14 protein-coding genes are annotated in these 19,441 nt (G+C 53.8%); 5 read left to right on the forward strand and 9 right to left on the reverse strand.

Annotated elements, in window-relative coordinates:
* Positions 1-2: 2 nt before the first annotated feature.
* The 7 genes from JJB97_RS05290 to JJB97_RS05320 all read right to left on the reverse strand — a co-directional run bounded on the left by JJB97_RS05290 (position 3) and on the right by JJB97_RS05320 (position 8,730).
* Entirely contained in the window at positions 3-2,264 is a 2,262-nt protein-coding gene (locus JJB97_RS05290; protein ID WP_238712988.1) for a DNA internalization-related competence protein ComEC/Rec2, read from the reverse strand.
* A gap of 559 nt (positions 2,265-2,823) precedes the next feature.
* Positions 2,824-3,108 (reverse strand): integration host factor subunit beta, encoded by a 285-nt coding sequence (gene ihfB / locus JJB97_RS05295; protein ID WP_238712989.1) that lies wholly within the window; start codon positions 3,106-3,108, stop codon positions 2,824-2,826.
* Between the two features lie 88 nt (positions 3,109-3,196).
* Positions 3,197-4,870 (reverse strand): 30S ribosomal protein S1, encoded by a 1,674-nt coding sequence (rpsA, locus tag JJB97_RS05300; RefSeq protein WP_238712990.1) that lies wholly within the window; start codon positions 4,868-4,870, stop codon positions 3,197-3,199.
* Between the two features lie 154 nt (positions 4,871-5,024).
* A complete protein-coding gene (gene cmk / locus JJB97_RS05305) occupies positions 5,025-5,711 on the reverse strand; it encodes a (d)CMP kinase (protein ID WP_238712991.1) in 687 nt (228 codons plus the stop codon).
* A 210-nt stretch (positions 5,712-5,921) separates the two neighbouring features.
* The gene (gene aroA / locus JJB97_RS05310) at positions 5,922-7,208 is read right to left on the reverse strand and encodes a 3-phosphoshikimate 1-carboxyvinyltransferase (protein WP_238712992.1); all 1,287 of its coding nucleotides are present in this window, start codon (positions 7,206-7,208) and stop codon (positions 5,922-5,924) included.
* Between the two features lie 65 nt (positions 7,209-7,273).
* The gene (serC, locus tag JJB97_RS05315) at positions 7,274-8,362 is read right to left on the reverse strand and encodes a 3-phosphoserine/phosphohydroxythreonine transaminase (protein ID WP_238712993.1); all 1,089 of its coding nucleotides are present in this window, start codon (positions 8,360-8,362) and stop codon (positions 7,274-7,276) included.
* A 218-nt stretch (positions 8,363-8,580) separates the two neighbouring features.
* Complete coding sequence (locus tag JJB97_RS05320) at positions 8,581-8,730, reverse strand: hypothetical protein (RefSeq protein WP_399198118.1); 150 nt, start codon at positions 8,728-8,730, stop codon at positions 8,581-8,583.
* Positions 8,731-8,864: 134 nt separating this feature from the next.
* Between JJB97_RS05320 and ycaO the strand changes: the two genes are divergently transcribed.
* From ycaO to JJB97_RS18840, 5 genes are all read left to right on the forward strand, one after another.
* Positions 8,865-10,628, forward strand: a complete 1,764-nt coding sequence (ycaO, locus tag JJB97_RS05325; RefSeq protein WP_238712994.1) for a 30S ribosomal protein S12 methylthiotransferase accessory factor YcaO — start codon at positions 8,865-8,867, stop codon at positions 10,626-10,628.
* A gap of 398 nt (positions 10,629-11,026) precedes the next feature.
* Positions 11,027-11,884 carry a formate transporter FocA gene (focA, locus tag JJB97_RS05330; RefSeq protein ID WP_238712995.1) on the forward strand — a complete coding sequence of 286 codons (858 nt, stop codon included), beginning with the start codon at positions 11,027-11,029 and terminating at the stop codon, positions 11,882-11,884.
* A gap of 49 nt (positions 11,885-11,933) precedes the next feature.
* A complete protein-coding gene (gene pflB / locus JJB97_RS05335; RefSeq protein ID WP_238712996.1) occupies positions 11,934-14,216 on the forward strand; it encodes a formate C-acetyltransferase in 2,283 nt (760 codons plus the stop codon).
* A gap of 222 nt (positions 14,217-14,438) precedes the next feature.
* A complete protein-coding gene (gene pflA, locus JJB97_RS05340) occupies positions 14,439-15,182 on the forward strand; it encodes a pyruvate formate lyase 1-activating protein (RefSeq protein WP_238712997.1) in 744 nt (247 codons plus the stop codon).
* 255 nt (positions 15,183-15,437) lie between these two features.
* Positions 15,438-15,770, forward strand: coding sequence for a PA3715 family protein (locus JJB97_RS18840; protein WP_451923532.1), 333 nt, complete (start codon positions 15,438-15,440; stop codon positions 15,768-15,770).
* A gap of 303 nt (positions 15,771-16,073) precedes the next feature.
* On the opposite strand, the gene JJB97_RS05345 is transcribed toward JJB97_RS18840, so the two are convergent.
* Together JJB97_RS05345 and serS are read right to left on the reverse strand one after the other, a co-directional pair.
* Positions 16,074-17,222: an MFS transporter gene (locus tag JJB97_RS05345; protein ID WP_238712998.1), complete on the reverse strand. Its 1,149-nt coding sequence runs from the start codon at positions 17,220-17,222 to the stop codon at positions 16,074-16,076.
* Positions 17,223-18,013: 791 nt separating this feature from the next.
* Positions 18,014-19,306: a serine--tRNA ligase gene (serS, locus tag JJB97_RS05350; RefSeq protein ID WP_238712999.1), complete on the reverse strand. Its 1,293-nt coding sequence runs from the start codon at positions 19,304-19,306 to the stop codon at positions 18,014-18,016.
* Between the last annotated feature and the right edge of the window lie 135 nt (positions 19,307-19,441).

The raw sequence follows: 19,441 nt of genomic DNA on the forward strand, positions 1-19,441 counted from the left end.
TTCTACCTGTTAACAGGAGTGACGCCAAACCACTGATGATACCAGCGCGGAGAAATATGTTCTCTGAAGCTCAAAACCTGAGGTTGCCCGGCGCCGAATCGCAGCGTTATCTGCCCATGACGCGCCGTGTCATACCATACAATGCGGCGCTCCCGGTAGCGTCGCAACACCACGGCGGACGGCAGCCGCCAGGCGCTATAACGCGCCACCGAGGCAACGGCAATCGCAGGCGACACCTGACTTAATAACAGCGGCGACGATGAGGTTCGGCTACCGTGGTGCGGCACCTGTAATACATCAGCCCGTAGTCGTTCACGCTCGCTACGCACCATTTCCAGCTCTGCCGCCGCTTCAATATCGCCGGTTAACAAAACGCTATGGCGTCCATCGTCAATTTTTACCACACAGGAGTGGTTATTACCGCTTCCTTGCCGCCCGCGTGGCGGCCAGTGGACGGTAAACGTCAACCCCTGCCAGCGCCAGCGCATTCCCTGCCAGCAAGGGTAATGACCTGCCTCCTCCCCGGTACGCATGAAAAGCATATGCGGCCAGGCGGCGAGCAAACTTGCTACGCCCCCGCTGTGGTCAAGATGCTCGTGGCTGAGTATCAGCCCCTGCGGCGTAAGCCGATGCCAGCGCAGCCACGGGGCGATAGTCTGCTGGCCGCTGTCGCCGCCCTGCCAGGCGTTCCCGCTATCATAAAGCATGGCCTGCTGGCGGCGTTCCACCACTACCGCCAGGCCGTGACCGATATCCAGTACGTGCAGCGCCCAGCCTTGCGAATTTTTCTCACGCCAGAATGGATGCAGTAAAGCCGCAACCGTCGCCAGCGCAACGCCGCTCCACGCCAGCCCGCTGCGAAATCGCCATAAAATCAGCGCCGGCCAGGGGGCAAAACTTAGCCACAAATAACGCTCATCCAGCGCCAGCCAGCCATCCGGCAGCCATCTCAGATACGCAAAAACCGCATCAAGCGACCTGTCAGCCAGCGTTAACAATAAGCCGGCTGTCTGCGAAAACCCCGTTAGCAGCATCGCCAACAAAATAAGCGGCACCGTGATAAACGTCACCGCCGGCACCGCCACCAGGTTGGCAGGCCAGTTGCTCAAGCTGACGCCGTGAAAAATCGCCAGTTGCATGGGGAGCAAAAGAAACATCATGCCTGCCTGAAGATGCGCCAGCGACAGCACGTGACGGGCAAACGCAGGCCACGGTTTACTGGCAAGCGGCAGCCATTGATACCAAAACAGCAATCCCGCGACGGCGGATACCGACAACAAAAAGCTGTCGGACAACAGCGCCAGCGGCTCGGCAAAAATCATGACCGCTACGCAAATAAGCCATAGCCGCCAGCCGCTTGTACGTATCCCGCTCAGGCGCAGAGCGCCGCAAACCAGCATGGAAAGAAATGTACGTACCGCCGGCGGCTGCGCGCCGGCAAGCCAGGTGTACGCCCCCGCCGCCAGCAGCCCGCCCCACAAAGGTAAACGCCAGCCAATAAGACGCGCAGGAAACAGAAGCTGCAACAGGCGCATCAGCCCCCAACCTAATGTGCCGGACAGCCCAATATGCAACCCGGAAATCGCCATCAGATGCGCCGTGCCGGTGGCTCGCAGCAGATCCCGATCATGTTGGCTAAGCCCCGCCCGCTCGCCAAAACCCAGCGCCAGCAGCACCTCCTGCCAGGCAAGCATCCGACTCTGGCGTGTAAAACGCTGGATAAAACGGCTGCGTAAATCGCACTGTGTCGCAATAGGAGCGGCGCTGAGTATGCGAGCACGTAACGTAACGCCCATAGCCAGCGCATAACGCTGTGCATCGAATCCGCCAGCATTTAATTTGCCATGTACCGGGCGCAAGCGCAGCCTCATATGCCAACGCTGCCCGGAACACGCCGGTTGTGAAAGCGCAGCGTCATAAACGCGCACGCCGGGCGCAGGAAATAACCACCGTTTACCGATGCGGGTTATACGTAACGCATTCACTTTCTCATTTGTTGCGCCGGTAATAATAACTTCCGTATCCAGCGTATGATCCGCCAACGCCTCCACCGGCCACAGCGCTTGCCTGGCCGCCAGCAGCCCCCAGCACAGCATCCATAATACGAGCGCGCCATAGCGCCATGTGCGTTTAGCGGGCACGGAAACCAGCGCCGCAATACCCATTAGCCCTGATATCGCCTCAAGAGAAGGGATCTCAGCCAGCCACATTAGCGGCGCTATGCCCACAATGACGCACAAACACAGCCCTGTTAACGAAACCATGTCACCTCCCTGTTTCCGCCAGTCTGCGTTAAGCAACCGGTAATAACAGCACCATAAAGGCGCTTCCTCGCGCTGGCTTGCGGAAAAAGCGTTGCGTTTACAGCGTCAGGCAAAGCATTTGAGAGCCGGTTACAGAAAACAGAAGCCGGCAGACGAAAGAAGAACAGAAGGGAGATAAGCGCTATTAGTTCAGATTTGGCGGGCTGCGTTTTATGGCAGACAGCATGATCCTGGCAGCAGGCAAAGCGCGGCGCCCGTTAAGTTCATCAGCGCGTTATAAATAAATGGCGCCGCGCCAGCGTGGGTCTTTCCTGGACTGGTCCGGTTACAGGGTTTTAACGTATTTTACCGGCAGTAAAAAAGCGCCAGACAGGCGCTTCAGATTAATGACAAAGCGGACAAAGCATAGCCTTTGCCTTCTTTGTATTTATCAGATGAAAATCAACGCATCGATTTTTCTGATGTGCCTTCCCGACGTTTTGGGCCAGGAGAGTTTAACCCGGGGTTTAACAACGGCCTCAAAGCGCCCACTGGCGATTTTGTTGCCCAAACCCGCGGCTCAGGCATAAATATTGGCACGGTCGCGCAACTCTTTACCCGGTTTAAAGTGGGGAACGTATTTGCCTTCCAGTTCAACTTTATCACCGGTCTTCGGGTTACGGCCGACGCGCGGCGCGCGATAGTGTAAGGAGAAACTGCCAAATCCCCTGATTTCAATGCGCTCGCCCTCGGCAAGCGTAGAGGCCATATGCTCCAGCATTTCTTTTACCGCATCCTCAACTGTCCGGGCAGGGATATGAGAGTGCTGGCTGGCAAGTCTTTCTATCAATTCTGACTTGGTCATGTATCCTCCATTTTCCATTCAGGCAATATGCTTGCATCTATCGAACAAGGGCGGCCGAAGCCGCCCTTCGAAGTGCGCCAGGCCGAGATTACTCGCCTTTAGCCGCTTTAAATGCTTCAGCCATAGCGTTGGAGAAGTTGCCTTCTTCCTGCTTGTTGTTCACGGAAGCGATAGCGTCTTTCTCGTCAGCTTCATCTTTCGCACGAACGGACAGGCTGATTGCACGGTTTTTGCGATCGACGCCAGTGAACTTAGCTTCAACGTCGTCGCCAACGCTCAGCACCTGGGTCGCGTCTTCAACGCGATCGCGAGAAGCTTCAGAAGCGCGCAGGTAGCCCTCAACGCCGTCAGCTAATTCAACTGTAGCACCTTTCGCGTCAACTGCAGTGACTTTACCCGTCACAATAGCGCCTTTCTTATTCAGCGCCACCCAGTTGTTGAACGGATCTTCCGCCAGTTGCTTAACGCCCAGGGAAATACGCTCGCGCTCTGCGTCAACCTGCAGAACAACTGCCGCGATTTCATCGCCTTTTTTGTATTCGCGAACGGCTTCTTCACCAGCCACGTTCCAGGAGATGTCGGACAGGTGAACCAGACCGTCGATGCCGCCGTCCAGGCCGATGAAGATACCAAAGTCAGTAATAGACTTGATTTTACCTTCAACGCGATCGCCTTTGTTGTGGGTTTCAGCAAACTGCTGCCACGGGTTGTTTTTGCACTGCTTCAGGCCCAGAGAGATACGGCGACGTTCTTCGTCGATATCCAGAACCATCACTTCCACTACATCGCCCACGTTAACCACTTTAGACGGGTGGATGTTTTTGTTGGTCCAGTCCATTTCGGAAACGTGCACCAGGCCTTCAACGCCTTCTTCGATTTCAACGAAGCAGCCGTAGTCGGTCAGGTTGGTCACACGGCCAGTCAGACGCGTGCCTTCCGGGTAGCGCTTAGCGATAGCGACCCACGGATCTTCGCCAAGCTGCTTCAGACCCAGAGAAACGCGGGTGCGCTCGCGATCGAATTTCAGCACCTTAACGGTGATTTCGTCGCCAACGTTCACGATTTCGCTCGGATGCTTAACGCGCTTCCAGGCCATATCGGTGATGTGCAGCAGGCCGTCTACGCCGCCCAGATCCACGAAGGCGCCGTAGTCAGTGAGGTTCTTAACGATACCTTTAACTTCCATGCCTTCCTGCAGGTTTTCCAGCAGCTGATCGCGCTCTGCGCTGTTTTCAGATTCGATAACAGCACGGCGGGAAACAACAACGTTGTTACGCTTCTGGTCGAGCTTGATTACTTTAAATTCCAGCTCTTTGCCTTCCAGGTGCAGAGTATCGCGAACCGGACGCACGTCTACCAGAGAGCCTGGCAGGAACGCGCGAATACCGTTCAGCTCAACAGTGAAGCCGCCCTTGACTTTGCCGTTGATAACGCCAGTAACCGTTTCAGCGTCCTCATAAGCTTTTTCCAGCGTGATCCACGCTTCGTGACGTTTCGCTTTTTCACGGGACAGCAAGGTTTCGCCGAAGCCGTCTTCTACGGCATCCAGAGCAACGTCAACTTCGTCGCCTACCTGAATTTCCAGTTCGCCCTGGGCGTTTTTGAACTGCTCAGCCGGAATGGCGGATTCAGATTTCAGACCGGCGTCAACCAGTACAACATCTTTATCGATAGCAACAACAACACCGCGAACAATGGAACCCGGGCGGGTTTCGATTTCTTTCAGGGACTCTTCAAAGAGTTGAGCAAAAGATTCAGTCATATTGATAATCTTCAGGATTCTTCAATTTAACGTCCACCTGACATCATGTCGGATGGGGTTGTTTCACATGCCTGCTTACAATCCATTGCAGCAGGTACTCCTAATAAATGAAGCCCGAGGGTTAATTGTTCCCTCGGGCCCGCAAATACAATAATCAGGCGAGCGCCAGCCTTTCGCGTGCGTAGTGTAGCGCCTTTTCAATGACCTGCTCAATACTCATGCTGGTTGAATCCAGCACCAGGGCATCCTGCGCAGGCGCCAACGGCGCTACCGGCCGATTACGATCGCGATCGTCACGCTCTTTAATCTCGGCCAAAAGGTGCCCAAAGTTAACATTTATACCCTTTTCCTGCAACTGTAGCATACGACGGCGCGCGCGCTCTTCCGGTGAAGCGTCAAGAAAGATTTTTACCGGCGCATCGGGAAACACCACCGTCCCCATGTCGCGGCCATCGGCAATAAGCCCTGGCGCTTCACGGAAATTACGCTGACGGCGCAGCAGCGCCTCACGCACGCGCGCAAACGCGGCAACCCGGGATGCCGCGTTTGCCACATCCTGCGTACGGATTTCACCGCTTACGTCTTCGCCTTCAAGGATGACCTTCAGCTCCTTTTCATGGGCCGCAAAACGTACGTCAAGATGGGCAGCAAGCGGCGCCAGCGCCTCTTCTGCCTCAAGATCGACCTGATGATGCAGCGCGGCCAGCGCCAACACGCGGTAAATCGCGCCGGAATCCAGCAGATGCCACTGGAGCGCGTCGGCAAGCGCTTTACACAGCGTGCCTTTGCCTGCGCCGCCGGGGCCGTCAACAGTAATTACCGGAACGGGGGCTGTTGTCATCGTCTTCTCCTCTGTACCTTCCGGCAAGCCATTCACATAAAGGGCTGCCATAAATGCCGCGCATTATACGCCCCCAGCGTCAACAAACGTTACTTTTCAACAAAAATATCCATTTCGCCGGCTTGCGTGCAGGAGATAAACGCAGGCTAACGGGGGAAGTAACGAAGCCGCGCGCAAGGCCGACGCCTGCATTCAGGCGTCGGTGAAGCCTCAGGCCGGCGTCGAAATACGCGCCAGTTGCTCAAAGTAATCGGGGAAGGTTTTTGCGGTGCATTTCGGATCGAGAATAGTCACCGGCGTATCGGACAGCGCTACCAGCGAAAAGCACATCGCCATACGGTGATCGTTCCAGGTGCCGATTTGCGCATGCAACAGGCGCGCCGGCGGCGTCACACGGATATAGTCGCGCCCTTCTTCCACCTCAGCCCCAACTTTGCGTAATTCGGTTGCCATAGCAAACAGGCGATCGGTTTCTTTTACACGCCAGTTATAGATATTGCGAAGCGTCGTCGTACCGGCGGCAAACAATGCCGTGGTAGCGATGGTCATCGCCGCATCCGGGATGTGGTTCATATCCATATCAATGGCATTAAGCTCGCCGCGCGTACAGGCGATAAAATCTTCGCCCCAGGTTACGGTCGCCCCCATTTTTTCCAATACATCGGCAAAGCGGATATCGCCCTGCACGCTGTTACGGCCAATACCTGTTACTGTTACCGTACCGCCTTTAATCGCCGCCGCCGCAAGAAAATAAGAGGCAGAAGACGCATCCCCTTCCACCAGATACTCCCCAGGCGAGCGATACTGCTGTTTGCCGCGCACCACAAAGCGCTGATAGCGCTGGTTTTCCACTTCAACGCCAAAGGTTTTCATCAGATGCAGCGTGATATCAATATAGGGTTTTGACACCAGCTCACCTTTAATAGCGATAACGGTGTCCTGCATCGCCAGCGGCGCGGTCATCAGCAATGCGGTGAGAAACTGGCTTGATACGCTGCCGTCTACCTCCAGATTACCGCCGCTAAAGCCGCCGCGCAGACGCAACGGCGGATAGTGCTGTTGTTCCAGATAATCAATCTGCGCGCCGCCCTGGCGCAACGCATCCACTAAATGGCCGATTGGACGCTCTTTCATACGCGGCTCGCCGGTCAGTACGATATCGTTATGGCCAAGGCACAGCGCGGCCGCCAGCGGGCGCATGGCCGTACCGGCATTGCCGAGGAACAGCGACAGCTCGCCGCTGGCGCGCAGAGGGCCGCCAACGCCGGTCACTTCGCAGCGGGTGCGATCGGCAGAAAGCGCATAGTTTACGCCCAGCGCCTGCAGCGCATTAAGCATATGGCGCACGTCATCGCTGTCGAGCAGGTTCGTCAACACAGTCGTGCCGTGAGCAAGCGCCGCCAGCAGCAGCGCACGGTTGGAAACACTTTTTGAACCGGGAAGGTGGATAACGCCGTCAACACGGGCGATGGGCTGAATAGTCAGGGATGCCTGCATGTAACAAAAACTCTCGCTAAAACGGGGAACACCCGCGCCTTACGGCGCGAGAAGAAAAACAAGACTTAACCGTGACGGCGTTCAAAATCAACCATAAAGTCAGTCAACGCCTGGACGCCCGCCAGCGGCATCGCGTTATAGATAGAAGCCCGCATACCGCCTACCGCACGGTGTCCTTTAAGCGCGTGCAGGCCTGCGGCAAAAGACGCCTCAAGGAAAAGATCGTCAAGCCGACTATCCGCCAGTTGAAAAGGCACGTTCATGCGCGAGCGGTTAGCCGTTGCGACATCGTTGCGATAGAAGTCGCTGCGGTCAATAGTGCCGTAGAGCAGATCGGCTTTTTGCTGGTTTATCTTGTCTATCGCGGCAACGCCGCCGTTCTGCTTAAGCCACTTAAAGACCAGCCCCGCCAGATACCAGGCAAAGGTCGGCGGCGTATTGAACATGGAGTCATTATCATTTAATACGGTGTAATCAAGTATCGACGGGCAGGCGACGCTAGCCTTGCCGAGCAGGTCATCACGCACGATAACCAGCGTCAGCCCCGCCGGACCAATATTTTTCTGCGCGCCGGCATAGATAACGCCAAAGCGGCTGACGTCAACAGGGCTTGAAAGAATGGTTGAAGAAAAATCGGCAGCCACTACGGTATCGGAACCAAAATCCGGCATCTCATCAATAGCGATGCCGTCAATGGTTTCATTCGGACAATAGTGAACAAACGCCGCCTCATCGGAAAGCTGCCAGTCGCGCATAGGCTTCAGGGCGCGCTTGCCGTCGACGATGATTTTAGGATCGATAACGTTCGGGGTGAGGTACTTTTTAGCTTCTTTTATCGCGCTGGCCGCCCAGTAGCCGCCGTCAACATAATCGGCAGTTGTTTTATCGCCCAGCAGGTTGAGCGGCAGCGCCGCAAACTGGCCGCGTCCGCCGCCGTGGCAGAATAATACGCGGTAATTTGCAGGAATATGCATCAAATCGCGCAAATCGCGCTCAGCGTCTTCTGCGACCTGAATAAACGCTTTGCCGCGGTGGCTAATTTCCATTACGGAGGTTCCCAGCCCGTGCCAGTCGCGAAGCTCCTGCTGTGCCAGTTTGAGTACATCTGCCGGAAGCATTGCCGGCCCCGAGCTAAAGTTGTAGACCTGAGTCATTTCCCTCACCACGTATCAAAGCGATTTATTTTTTCTGTAGATATCGGTTTTATCATTCGCCGCGGGCGCCTGCAACGGGTAATACCCGGGGGAACCCGGTTGCGCATCCGCGCATGCCGAATATCACTCCAGAAAAAACGCATAACACAGAATTATTCGCGGTCAGGTAACGCGTAGCGCCCGGCTGGCATGACACAGCCGTCAGGATCATAATGACTTCAAAAAGCGAAAGCCGGCGCACGACGCGTCGCCGCGTAATCTTCAGGAAAATAAAAGCCAGTAAGGCGCTGTAAACGCAACGCCACTTCAGGCAGAAAATCAACGGAGAGTGGCTCAAAGGCCATACCGTGCGTATCGAAAGGTTTCATTGCTCACTCCAGGCCTGCGCTTTACCTGTCAGCATAGCGGAAGTTTATTTACCGCTGTGGCGGCTGAAGATGGCGTGGATATCATAAAATCCGTATCATTGCGCGCTTCGCGTACGCCAATAAGTGGACAGGTTATGACTCAAACATTCATTCCCGGCAAAGATGCCGCGCTGGAAGATTCTATCGCACGCTTTCAGCAGCAGTTAGCCTCTCTCGGATTTCATATAGAAGAAGCCTCCTGGCTCAATCCGGTGCCCAACGTCTGGTCAGTACATATTCGCGATAAAGCGTGCGCGCTGTGCTTTACCAACGGCAAAGGCGCCACAAAAAAAGCCGCGCTCGCCTCAGCGCTGGGCGAATATTTTGAACGCCTTTCCACCAACTATTTTTTTGCCGATTTCTGGTTAGGCGAGCAGCGGGCCAGCGCGCCATTTGTACATTACCCCAACGAGCGCTGGTTCCCACTGCCGGAAGACGACAGCCTGCCGGCAGGTATCCTCGACGACCGCCTGCGCGCGTTTTACGACCCGGACAATGCCTTAACGGCATCTATGCTGGTCGATCTGCAAACCGGCAACAGCGCGCGCGGCATCTGCGCCCTGCCGTTTACCCGCCAGTCAGACCAGCAAAAGGTCTATATTCCGATGAATATCGTCGGCAACCTGTACGTTTCTAACGGAATGGCCGCAGGCAACACCGCCAATGAAGCACGGGTCCAGGGTCTATCGGAAGTATTCGAACGCCATATTAAAAACCGCATTATCGCCGAAAGCATCAGCCTGCCGACAATCCCGCCCGAGGTCATGGCGCGCTATCCGGGCGTGGTGGCGTCTGTTGAAAAACTGGAAGCGGAAGGTTTCCCGATTTTTGCCTATGACGGCTCGCTTGGCGGGACGTATCCGGTTATCTGCGTGGTGTTGTTTAATCCACAAAACAGCACCTGCTTTGCTTCTTTTGGCGCTCATCCAGACTTTGGCGTAGCGCTGGAGCGCACGGTCACAGAGCTGCTGCAGGGCCGTAGCCTGAAAGATCTGGACGTGTTTACATCCCCCACCTTTGATGATGAAGAAGTCGCCGAGCATGCGAATCTGGAAACCCACTTTATTGACTCCAGCGGCCTGATATCCTGGGATATGTTCAGGCAGGATGCCGATTATCCTTTCGTGGACTGGGATTTTTCAGGCACCACGGAACAGGAATTCGCCACGCTGATGGCTATCTTCGCCAAAGAAGATAAGGAAGTCTACATCGCCGACTACGAACACCTTGGCGTTTATGCCTGCCGTATTCTGGTGCCCGGCATGTCCGACATTTATCCGGCGGAAGATTTGTGGTTGGCTAACAACAATATGGGCAACCCTCTGCGTGAAACTATCCTCAGCCTGCCAGACAGCAAATGGGAACCACAGGCCTATTTACGTCTGATTGAGCGGTTTGACGACGAAGGGCTGGACGACTTCACCCGCGTGCGCGAATTACTGGGCCTGGCCACCGGAAAAGACAACGGCTGGTACACGCTGCGAATTGGCGAGCTTAAGGCCCTGCTGGCGCTTGCCGGCGGCGATCGTGAGCAGGCGCTTATCTGGACAGAATGGACGATGGAGTTTAACGCCTCTGTCTTTAGCGAGGCGCGCGCCCGCTTCTACCGTTGCCTGCATACGCTGCTGCTGCTTGCACAGGAAGTTGACCGCGATCCGCAGCAATATCGCCACGCGTTTATCCGTATGTTCGGCGCGCAAACGGTTGATGCCGCCAGCGCCGCTATCAGTGGCGAAGCGCCATTTTGGGGGCTGGCGGCAGTGGATAGCCATCTCCAGGCCTTCCCGGCTCACCAGGCCCTGCTTGAGGCATGGGATAAGTTACAACGCGCTAAGGCCAAATTTTGGAAAACCAGGTAATATCCTCAATTACTCCCTTTGAGGTATATTAATTTTTGCTATATTACGGGGCAACTTCTTTGCCCCGTTTTTATTTTCTTGCCGACAAACAAAGAATGTAAATAACACGTTAAATGTAAGTTATTTTTTATTTGGCTTACCTGGGTAAAAGTTGTTCCCCATCGTCAAATGATAAATATATTTAACCTTACATGGAGGTGCCAAACGTTAAATTTCAACTTGAAACATAAAATTTAAAATTTATTTTTATTAAATAAATTAAATACTTATGCTGGAAATGTGTATTATGCGTACATTTTTCAGTCTCTTCAGCCTGGCGAAATATGATCTGCATCAAATTTTCATTTATAATGCTTTGTTAGTATCGTTTCGCCGAATTTAATTAAGAGAGAGTTAGTGTGAAAGCTGACAACCCTTTTGATCTTTTACTGCCACCCGCTATGGCGAAGGTTGCCGAGCAAGCCGGTGTCTATAAGGCAACGAAACAACCGCTAACCACGTTTTTTCTGGCGATTACCGCAGGCGTTTTTATTTCTATTGCGTTTGTTTTCTATATTACCGCCACAACCGGCACGGCTGGCGTCCCCTTCGGTATCGCAAAACTTATCGGCGGCATCTGCTTTTCCCTTGGTTTGATTCTGTGCGTCATCTGTGGCGCGGATCTGTTTACCTCCACGGTGCTGATTGTCGTCGCGAAAGCCAGCGGTCACATTAGCTGGGGAACGCTGCTAAAAAACTGGGTGAATGTTTATATTGGCAATCTGGTAGGCGCGCTGCTTTTTGTGCTGCTTATCTGGCTTTCAGGGCAGCATATGGCAGCCAACGGCGGCTGGGGGCTTAACGTGCTACAGACCGCCGATCATAAAATGCATCATACTTTTATTGAGGCCGTTTGCCTCGGCATACTGGCTAATCTGATGGTCTGTCTCGCAGTATGGATGAGTTATTCCGGCCACAGCCTCATGGACAAGGCGCTTATTATGGTGCTGCCGGTAGCAATGTTCGTCGCCAGCGGTTTTGAGCACAGCATTGCGAACATGTTTATGATTCCGCTGGGCATCGTGATTCGCGATTTTAGTACGCCGGATTTCTGGCACGCCATCGGTGCCTCTGCGAACGATTTTTCACATCTGACCGTTATGAACTTCATCACCGTTAACCTGATTCCGGTAACTATCGGCAATATCATTGGTGGCGGGTTGCTGGTCGGATTGACATACTGGGTTATTTACCTGCGCGATGGCGATAATCACTAAGTTACCGTTGCCAGTAAATCGAAATTCCACATTAGAAGGTAGGTGTTACATGTCCGAGCTTAATGAAAAATTAGCCACAGCCTGGGACGGTTTTACAAAAGGCGAATGGCAGGATGGCGTCAATGTCCGTGACTTCATCCAGAAAAACTATACGCCATATGAAGGCGACGAGTCCTTCCTGGCCGGCGCTACCGATGCAACGACCCGCCTGTGGGATAGCGTTATGGAAGGCGTTAAACTGGAAAACCGCACGCATGCGCCAGTTGACTTCGATACTTCTGTTGCTTCCACCATCACCTCCCACGATGCAGGCTACATCGATCAGCGTCTGGAAAAAATTGTCGGCCTGCAAACGGAAGCGCCGCTCAAGCGCGCCATCATTCCGTTTGGCGGCATCAAAATGGTTGAAGGTTCCTGCAAAGCGTACAACCGCGAACTGGATCCGCAACTGAAAAAAATCTTCACCGAGTACCGTAAAACCCACAACCAGGGCGTGTTTGACGTTTATACGCCAGACATCCTGCGCTGCCGTAAATCCGGCGTGCTGACCGGCCTGCCGGACGCGTATGGCCGCGGACGTATCATTGGCGACTACCGCCGCGTTGCGCTGTACGGTATCGATTTCCTGATGAAGGACAAGTTCGCGCAGTTCAATTCACTGCAAAACGATCTGGAAAACGGCGTTAATCTGGAATCCACCATTCGCCTGCGTGAAGAGATCGCTGAGCAGCATCGCGCGCTGGGCCAGATTAAAGAGATGGCGGCCAAATATGGCTATGATATCTCCGGCCCGGCCACCACCGCGCAGGAAGCCGTGCAGTGGACATATTTCGGCTATCTGGCCGCCGTTAAGTCACAAAACGGCGCAGCGATGTCCTTCGGCCGCGTATCCAGCTTCCTGGATATCTATATCGAACGTGACCTGAAAGCCGGCAAAATCACCGAGCAGGACGCCCAGGAAATGATTGACCACCTGGTCATGAAACTGCGTATGGTCCGCTTCCTGCGTACCCCGGAATATGATGAGCTGTTCTCCGGCGATCCTATCTGGGCGACAGAATCGGTTGGCGGCATGGGCCTTGATGGCCGTACGCTGGTCACCAAAAACAGCTTCCGTTTCCTGAACACCCTGTACACTATGGGTCCTTCTCCGGAACCGAACATCACTATTCTGTGGTCTGAAAAACTGCCGCTGAGCTTTAAAAAATTCGCCGCGAAGGTGTCTATCGATACATCGTCTCTGCAGTATGAGAATGATGATCTGATGCGCCCGGACTTCAATAACGACGACTACGCTATCGCCTGCTGCGTAAGCCCGATGGTTGTCGGTAAGCAAATGCAGTTCTTCGGCGCCCGTGCAAACCTGGCGAAAACCATGCTGTACGCCATCAACGGCGGCGTGGACGAAAAACTGAAAATGCAGGTTGGTCCGAAAGCCGAACCGATTAAAGGCGATGTGCTGAACTATGATGAAGTGATGGATCGTATGGATCACTTCATGGACTGGCTGGCCAAACAGTATGTGACCGCGCTGAACGTGATTCACTACATGCATGACAAATACAGCTATGAAGCCTCTCTGATGGCGCTGCACGATCGTGACGTCGTTCGTACGATGGCTTGCGGCATCGCGGGCCTGTCCGTTGCGGCCGACTCACTGTCTGCTATCAAATACGCTAAAGTGAAGCCGATTCGCGACGAAGACGGTCTGGCTATCGACTTCGAAATTGAAGGCGAATACCCGCAGTTCGGTAATAACGACGCTCGCGTTGACGATATGGCCGTTGATCTGGTTGAACGTTTCATGAAGAAAATTCAGAAACTGAAAACCTACCGTGGCGCAATTCCGACCCAGTCCGTTCTGACTATTACCTCTAACGTGGTTTATGGTAAGAAGACCGGCAACACGCCGGATGGCCGTCGCGCTGGCGCACCGTTCGGCCCTGGCGCTAACCCGATGCACGGCCGTGACCAGAAAGGCGCTGTCGCCTCTCTGACCTCCGTTGCAAAACTGCCGTTCGCCTACGCGAAAGATGGTATCTCTTATACCTTCTCTATCGTGCCGAACGCGCTGGGTAAAGACGACGAAGTGCGTAAAACCAACCTTGCGGGCCTGATGGATGGTTACTTCCATCACGAAGCCAGCATTGAAGGCGGCCAGCACCTGAACGTAAACGTCATGAACCGCGAAATGCTGCTTGACGCAATGGAGCATCCGGAAAAATATCCGCAGTTGACCATTCGCGTTTCCGGCTACGCCGTTCGCTTCAACTCGCTGACGAAAGAGCAGCAGCAGGACGTTATCACCCGCACTTTCACCCAGTCCATGTAATTCACGCTCTGGCTGAAAAAGCGTAGAATAAAGGCCCCATTCGGGGCCTTTTTAATATCGTCTGTCGCCGCTGCGCATCAGCGCAGAGCAACGCGCAAACGGGCAGCCTGCTTTGTCAGCTATCTGTATACTTTGGGTAACTGCCAAAACAGACTCGACACAGCGGAAATTAAGCTGTGCATACACAAGCCCACAGAGGCAACATTTGGAGATATCACCGCAATGTCAGCAGCTATTGGTCGCATCCACTCATTCGAATCCTGCGGCACCGTAGACGGGCCAGGTATCCGCTTTATCACCTTCTTTCAGGGCTGCCTGATGCGCTGTCTGTATTGCCACAATCGCGATACCTGGGATACTCACGGCGGCAAGGAAATCACGGTAGAAGAGCTGATGAAGGATGTCGTCACCTATCGCCATTTTATGAATGCTTCCGGCGGCGGGGTCACCGCATCCGGCGGTGAGGCAATCTTACAGGCTGAATTTGTACGCGACTGGTTTCGCGCGTGTAAAAAAGAGGGTATCCACACCTGCCTCGATACCAATGGGTTTGTCCGCCGTTACGATCCGGTCATCGATGAATTGCTGGAGGTTACCGACCTGGTGATGCTGGATCTCAAGCAAATGAATGACGACGTACATCAGTTACTGGTTGGCGTATCCAACCATCGTACGCTGGAATTTGCCCGTTATCTGGCCGAAAAAGGCATTAATACCTGGATACGCTATGTGGTCGTACCCGGCTGGTCAGACGATGACGACTCCGCGCACCGCCTCGGTGAATTTACCCGTGATATGGGTAATGTTGAGAAAATTGAACTGCTGCCTTATCACGAACTGGGCAAGCATAAATGGGTAGCGATGGGTGAAGAGTACAAGCTTGACGGCGTAAAACCCCCGCCGAAAGAAACGATGGAGCGCGTAAAAGGCATACTGGAACAGTATGGTCACAAGGTCATGTATTAACCCCCCTGTTTTAAACTAACGGCTGCCGCTTCAGGTAGCCGTTTTACTCTTTGCGCTAAACGTGACTGATGGGGAAGCCGTGCGTTTACTGATGCGCGGGATATGAGTATTTTCAGCCCAATGCGCGTATGGCCGGATGCACATCTGACGACAAAAACCGTGGCTACCAGCAGCAACCGGTTTACCAATACCCTCAATGAGTCACCGCAAAGCGCAATTTGCCGGATCTGGCCTGCTTAACCTGCGCTAACGCTAATGGCGCAGGCGCAAAACGCGGATGTACATACAGGCGATCTGGCGCTTCTGGTTCCTGGTTCGGCATCGCGCAGGGTTAAGTCGCGATGCCTTCTGCCAGAGCGCATAAACGATGACGCCATATTTATCAGCAGCATTAAAATCGATACTGCTTGCTGGAAACGCTCCCCGGAACAAAGCGCATTCGGCTTACGGATTCACAGCATCGCAAACGCTCGCGTCCGTCCCTTTCACGAAAACGATCAGTTACGTCATATCGTCAATGGTATTGTACCCGGTAAGCCCAGCGGAGAGTGGGACGGAAACTGCACAGGCGAAATTAACGATACCTAACGCACCCTGACAAGGGTCAGCGCAGTACATCATGGTTATAACGCCATTCGGGTCAGTAAAAGTGTATCGTCACAAGGTTATCCTGACGACGGGGCAAACGGTATACCGAAAGACAAGCGGCGTGGACGCTGCGATACGCTGGCAGGCAATATGTCCTTCCATCCCAACACGTCCTGTTGCCCACTTATCGCTAACAGCCAAAAGCCGGTGAATGCCTGTCATTTTACTGATATTGCGGGCCGAAGTCGTTCGGCCCGGCGTTTGTCCACAGACGTTTACCGCTTTCAATAACCGGTCGCGCGCTCAGGCGTGCGCCAGCGGCGTAGGGTGGTGGCCTGCTTTACGCAACAGCGTCAATAAATAGATAAAAGAGACGCAGGCAAGCATAATGAACAGCAAATTATCGGAGAAATTCTGCATCAGCATGGCCGTCAGCGTCGGCCCCAGCAGGCTGCCGATGGTATAACTTAACAGCAGGGCCTGACTCATCGCCACCAGTTGATGATGCGCCACTTTCTCACAGGCCCACGCCATCGCGACCGGATATAGCGTAAAGCCGGCTGCGCCAAGTATAAACAACGCCGGGGCCATCGCAGCCTGACTCAACATTGCCAGACAACCGACAATAACGACGAAAACCTGCACGCGCAGCACCAGCAGTCTGCCATAGCGATCGGCCAGCCTTCCTATCGGCCACTGGCCAAGTATCCCGGCGCTGACCATCACCGCCATCCAGAAGCCGATGCCGGCATCGCTGATACCCTGGTGATTCAGCCACAGCGGCATCAGGCCATAAAGCGAACCGAGAACGATACCGGAGATAACGCAGCCATTAACGCCGTGACGCGCCTGACGCAGCGTCAACATCGGCCAGATACGCGCATTATCATGCGGTTCATCAAGTCGGGACATAATGCGGGTGAACAGCAGCGGCAATATCGCCGCCAGCACCAGCCCGGTCACCCACGGCAGTACGCTCATAAGTTCGGTCGATAATTTACTGACCATCAACTGGCCTAATACTGTACCAATGTAATAAACCATCATATAGGCCGCCAGCAGGCGACCACGGCTGCGTGAAGTACCGCTGCACACCAGCGCGCTTTCAACCACAACCCAAATCATTGCGCAACCGACGCCGGCAATAAAGCGCCAGCTTAGCCAGCTCCAGAATCCCAGCGTAATCCCCAGCCCCACGCAACCTGCGGCGAAAATCAACGAAGCCAGATAATAGCTGCGGTTAAATCCCAGACGTTTAATCACCCATCCGGCAAAGAAGGTGCCGGCAAGATTACCGGTAAAGTAGGATGAACCGACTATTCCAACCTGCCATGTCGGTATATTTCCATGAGCAAGCCAGAGCGGAACGAGCGTATTCAATACCGCTATCGCCAGCGTCAAAAGAAGCAGGCCGCAGAGTAACATTTGCACCGATCGGGTATAGATGGTCATGGGTATAACCCGTAAGGAAGTTCGAATTTCGTGCGAATCATGACACCGCCGCAGGCGTTGTCAATCCGGCAAAATTTCGCCCTGGTGCGGTTTGCCAGGCAACGATAGAAGTTTTTTATCCAGCGCAAGGGAAAAGGAATAATTAATTTTATTATTCTCTTGTTTTTATTAACTTACTGGAAAACGGCTGGGAGAAATATCAGTAGAAAAATTTCATGAATAAAAGGCATTTTTTTATCGTTTCAGATAGCGTCACCAATACGATAAGTCCCGGTTAGCAGGCGATGGCTACGCCTGTCGTCCTGTACGGATCATAACAACGCCACGGCCTGCTTATCTCACCAACAGTGCCGGCTTATACCAACGCCTGCGGCACAGCAAAGCCATTATTACTTCGCGGCGCGCTCGCATCCCGGCCGTCAGCCTGCGGTTTGCCGATTATAACGGGCGCCTTCACCTTGTGGCCCTGAACACGTTAAAAGCGAACAGGCGTGCTAAGCAAATAAAAAAAGGCCCGGTAAAGGGCCTCAGTTTGTTGACAAAGAAGGAAAAAACGGGGTTTTTCCTTCTTTGTGGTCAGTAGGCGAAAATCAATGCTTTGATTTTCCTTATTTTTTATTGCATTTCATCCATCCTGTCTGCGACAGGATGGGGTTTGTCAGCAGTCTCAGGCCCGGTAAAGGGCCTTAAAATAGCATGGTGTTTATATGAATACTTATTCACAAGCAGGCTTAGCTGACCGGATATTATCCTGTAGGCGCTTTTTAAATAGAATTAAAAAGCACCGTAAGTTAGCCAATATACGCCAGGCCATTCATATACGGACGCAAAACTTGCGGTATCTCGATACGCCCGTCCGCCTGCTGGTAGTTTTCCAGCACAGCTACCAGCGTTCGTCCTACCGCCAGGCCAGAGCCGTTTAGCGTATGCACCAGACGGGTTTTCTTATCCGCCTTGCTGCGGCAACGCGCCTGCATGCGACGTGCCTGGAAATCCCATACGTTGGAACAGGAAGAAATTTCACGATAGGTATTCTGCGCAGGGATCCACACTTCCAGATCGTAGGTTTTACAGGCGCCAAAGCCCATATCACCGGTGCAGAGGATAATTTTACGGTACGGCAGATTGAGCAATTGCAGCACTTTCTCCGCATGGCCGGTCATTTCTTCCAGCGCATCCATAGAGTTATCCGGATTCACAACCTGCACCATTTCTACTTTATCGAACTGGTGCATACGAATCAGGCCGCGGGTATCGCGCCCGTAAGACCCTGCTTCAGAACGGAAGCACGGCGTATGCGCCGTCATTTTAATCGGCAGCGCATCTTCCTCAAGGATTTCATCGCGCACCAGGTTGGTCAGCGGCACTTCCGCCGTTGGGATCAGCGCATAATGGCTACTATCGGACTCTTCTTCCAGCGGGCGAGTGTGGAACAGATCGCCTGCGAATTTTGGCAACTGGCCAGTGCCGTACAGGGTGTCGTGGTTAACCAGATAAGGCACGTAGTTTTCGCTATAGCCGTGCTGCTCGGTGTGCAGATCGAGCATGAACTGCGACAGCGCACGATGCAGGCGAGCAATCTGCCCTTTCATCACCACAAAGCGCGAACCGGTCAACTTAACTGCGGCGGCAAAGTCCAGCCCGGCATGCATTTCGCCCAGCGTCACGTGATCGCGAACGTCAAAATCAAAGGCGCGCGGCGTCCCCCAGCGGCTGACTTCAACATTGTCATTTTCATCTTTACCAAACGGCACGCTGTCATCCGGGATGTTCGGGATAGTCAACGCATAGTCGCGAATCTCTTTTAGCAGCGCGTCCAGTTCGGCTTTCGCCGCATCCAGCTCGTCGCCTAGCTGATTGACCTGCAAACGCAGCGGTTCAATGTCTTCACCGCGCGCTTTCGCCTGGCCTATGGATTTCGATCGTGCATTACGCTCTGCCTGGAGGTTTTCAGTTTTAACCTGCAGCACTTTGCGACGCTCTTCGAGCGCGCGCAACTTATCAACATCCAGCTTAAAGCCCCGGCGTGCCAGTTTTTCAGCGACTGCGTCTGGCTCATTACGCAGCAGATTGGGATCGAGCATGCTTATCCTGTGCTTAACGAAAAATAAAAGGAACGCGACCACAGCCCGCGGTCGCGTTGAGTCGTGTCTGGTGTATTCAGGCGGTTACGCGGCAAAATTTTGCTACAGGCCTGAATCGTCTGGTAACCTTACCGC

The sequence above is a fragment of the Tenebrionibacter intestinalis genome (assembly GCF_016632365.1).
Taxonomy (GTDB): Bacteria; Pseudomonadota; Gammaproteobacteria; order Enterobacterales; family Enterobacteriaceae; genus Tenebrionibacter; species Tenebrionibacter intestinalis.

Bases quoted from the DNA above. Each gene is read 5' to 3' on its own strand.
- JJB97_RS05290 (WP_238712988.1), bottom strand. From the start codon at position 2,264: ATGGTTTCGTTAACAGGGCTGTGTTTGTGCGTCATTGTGGGCATAGCG.
- ihfB (WP_238712989.1), bottom strand. From the start codon at position 3,108: ATGACCAAGTCAGAATTGATAGAAAGACTTGCCAGCCAGCACTCTCAT.
- rpsA (WP_238712990.1), bottom strand. From the start codon at position 4,870: ATGACTGAATCTTTTGCTCAACTCTTTGAAGAGTCCCTGAAAGAAATC.
- cmk (WP_238712991.1), bottom strand. From the start codon at position 5,711: ATGACAACAGCCCCCGTTCCGGTAATTACTGTTGACGGCCCCGGCGGC.
- aroA (WP_238712992.1), bottom strand. From the start codon at position 7,208: ATGCAGGCATCCCTGACTATTCAGCCCATCGCCCGTGTTGACGGCGTT.
- serC (WP_238712993.1), bottom strand. From the start codon at position 8,362: ATGACTCAGGTCTACAACTTTAGCTCGGGGCCGGCAATGCTTCCGGCA.
- JJB97_RS05320 (WP_399198118.1), bottom strand. From the start codon at position 8,730: ATGAAACCTTTCGATACGCACGGTATGGCCTTTGAGCCACTCTCCGTT.
- ycaO (WP_238712994.1), top strand. From the start codon at position 8,865: ATGACTCAAACATTCATTCCCGGCAAAGATGCCGCGCTGGAAGATTCT.
- pflB (WP_238712996.1), top strand. From the start codon at position 11,934: ATGTCCGAGCTTAATGAAAAATTAGCCACAGCCTGGGACGGTTTTACA.
- pflA (WP_238712997.1), top strand. From the start codon at position 14,439: ATGTCAGCAGCTATTGGTCGCATCCACTCATTCGAATCCTGCGGCACC.
- JJB97_RS18840 (WP_451923532.1), top strand. From the start codon at position 15,438: ATGGCGCAGGCGCAAAACGCGGATGTACATACAGGCGATCTGGCGCTT.
- JJB97_RS05345 (WP_238712998.1), bottom strand. From the start codon at position 17,222: ATGACCATCTATACCCGATCGGTGCAAATGTTACTCTGCGGCCTGCTT.
- serS (WP_238712999.1), bottom strand. From the start codon at position 19,306: ATGCTCGATCCCAATCTGCTGCGTAATGAGCCAGACGCAGTCGCTGAA.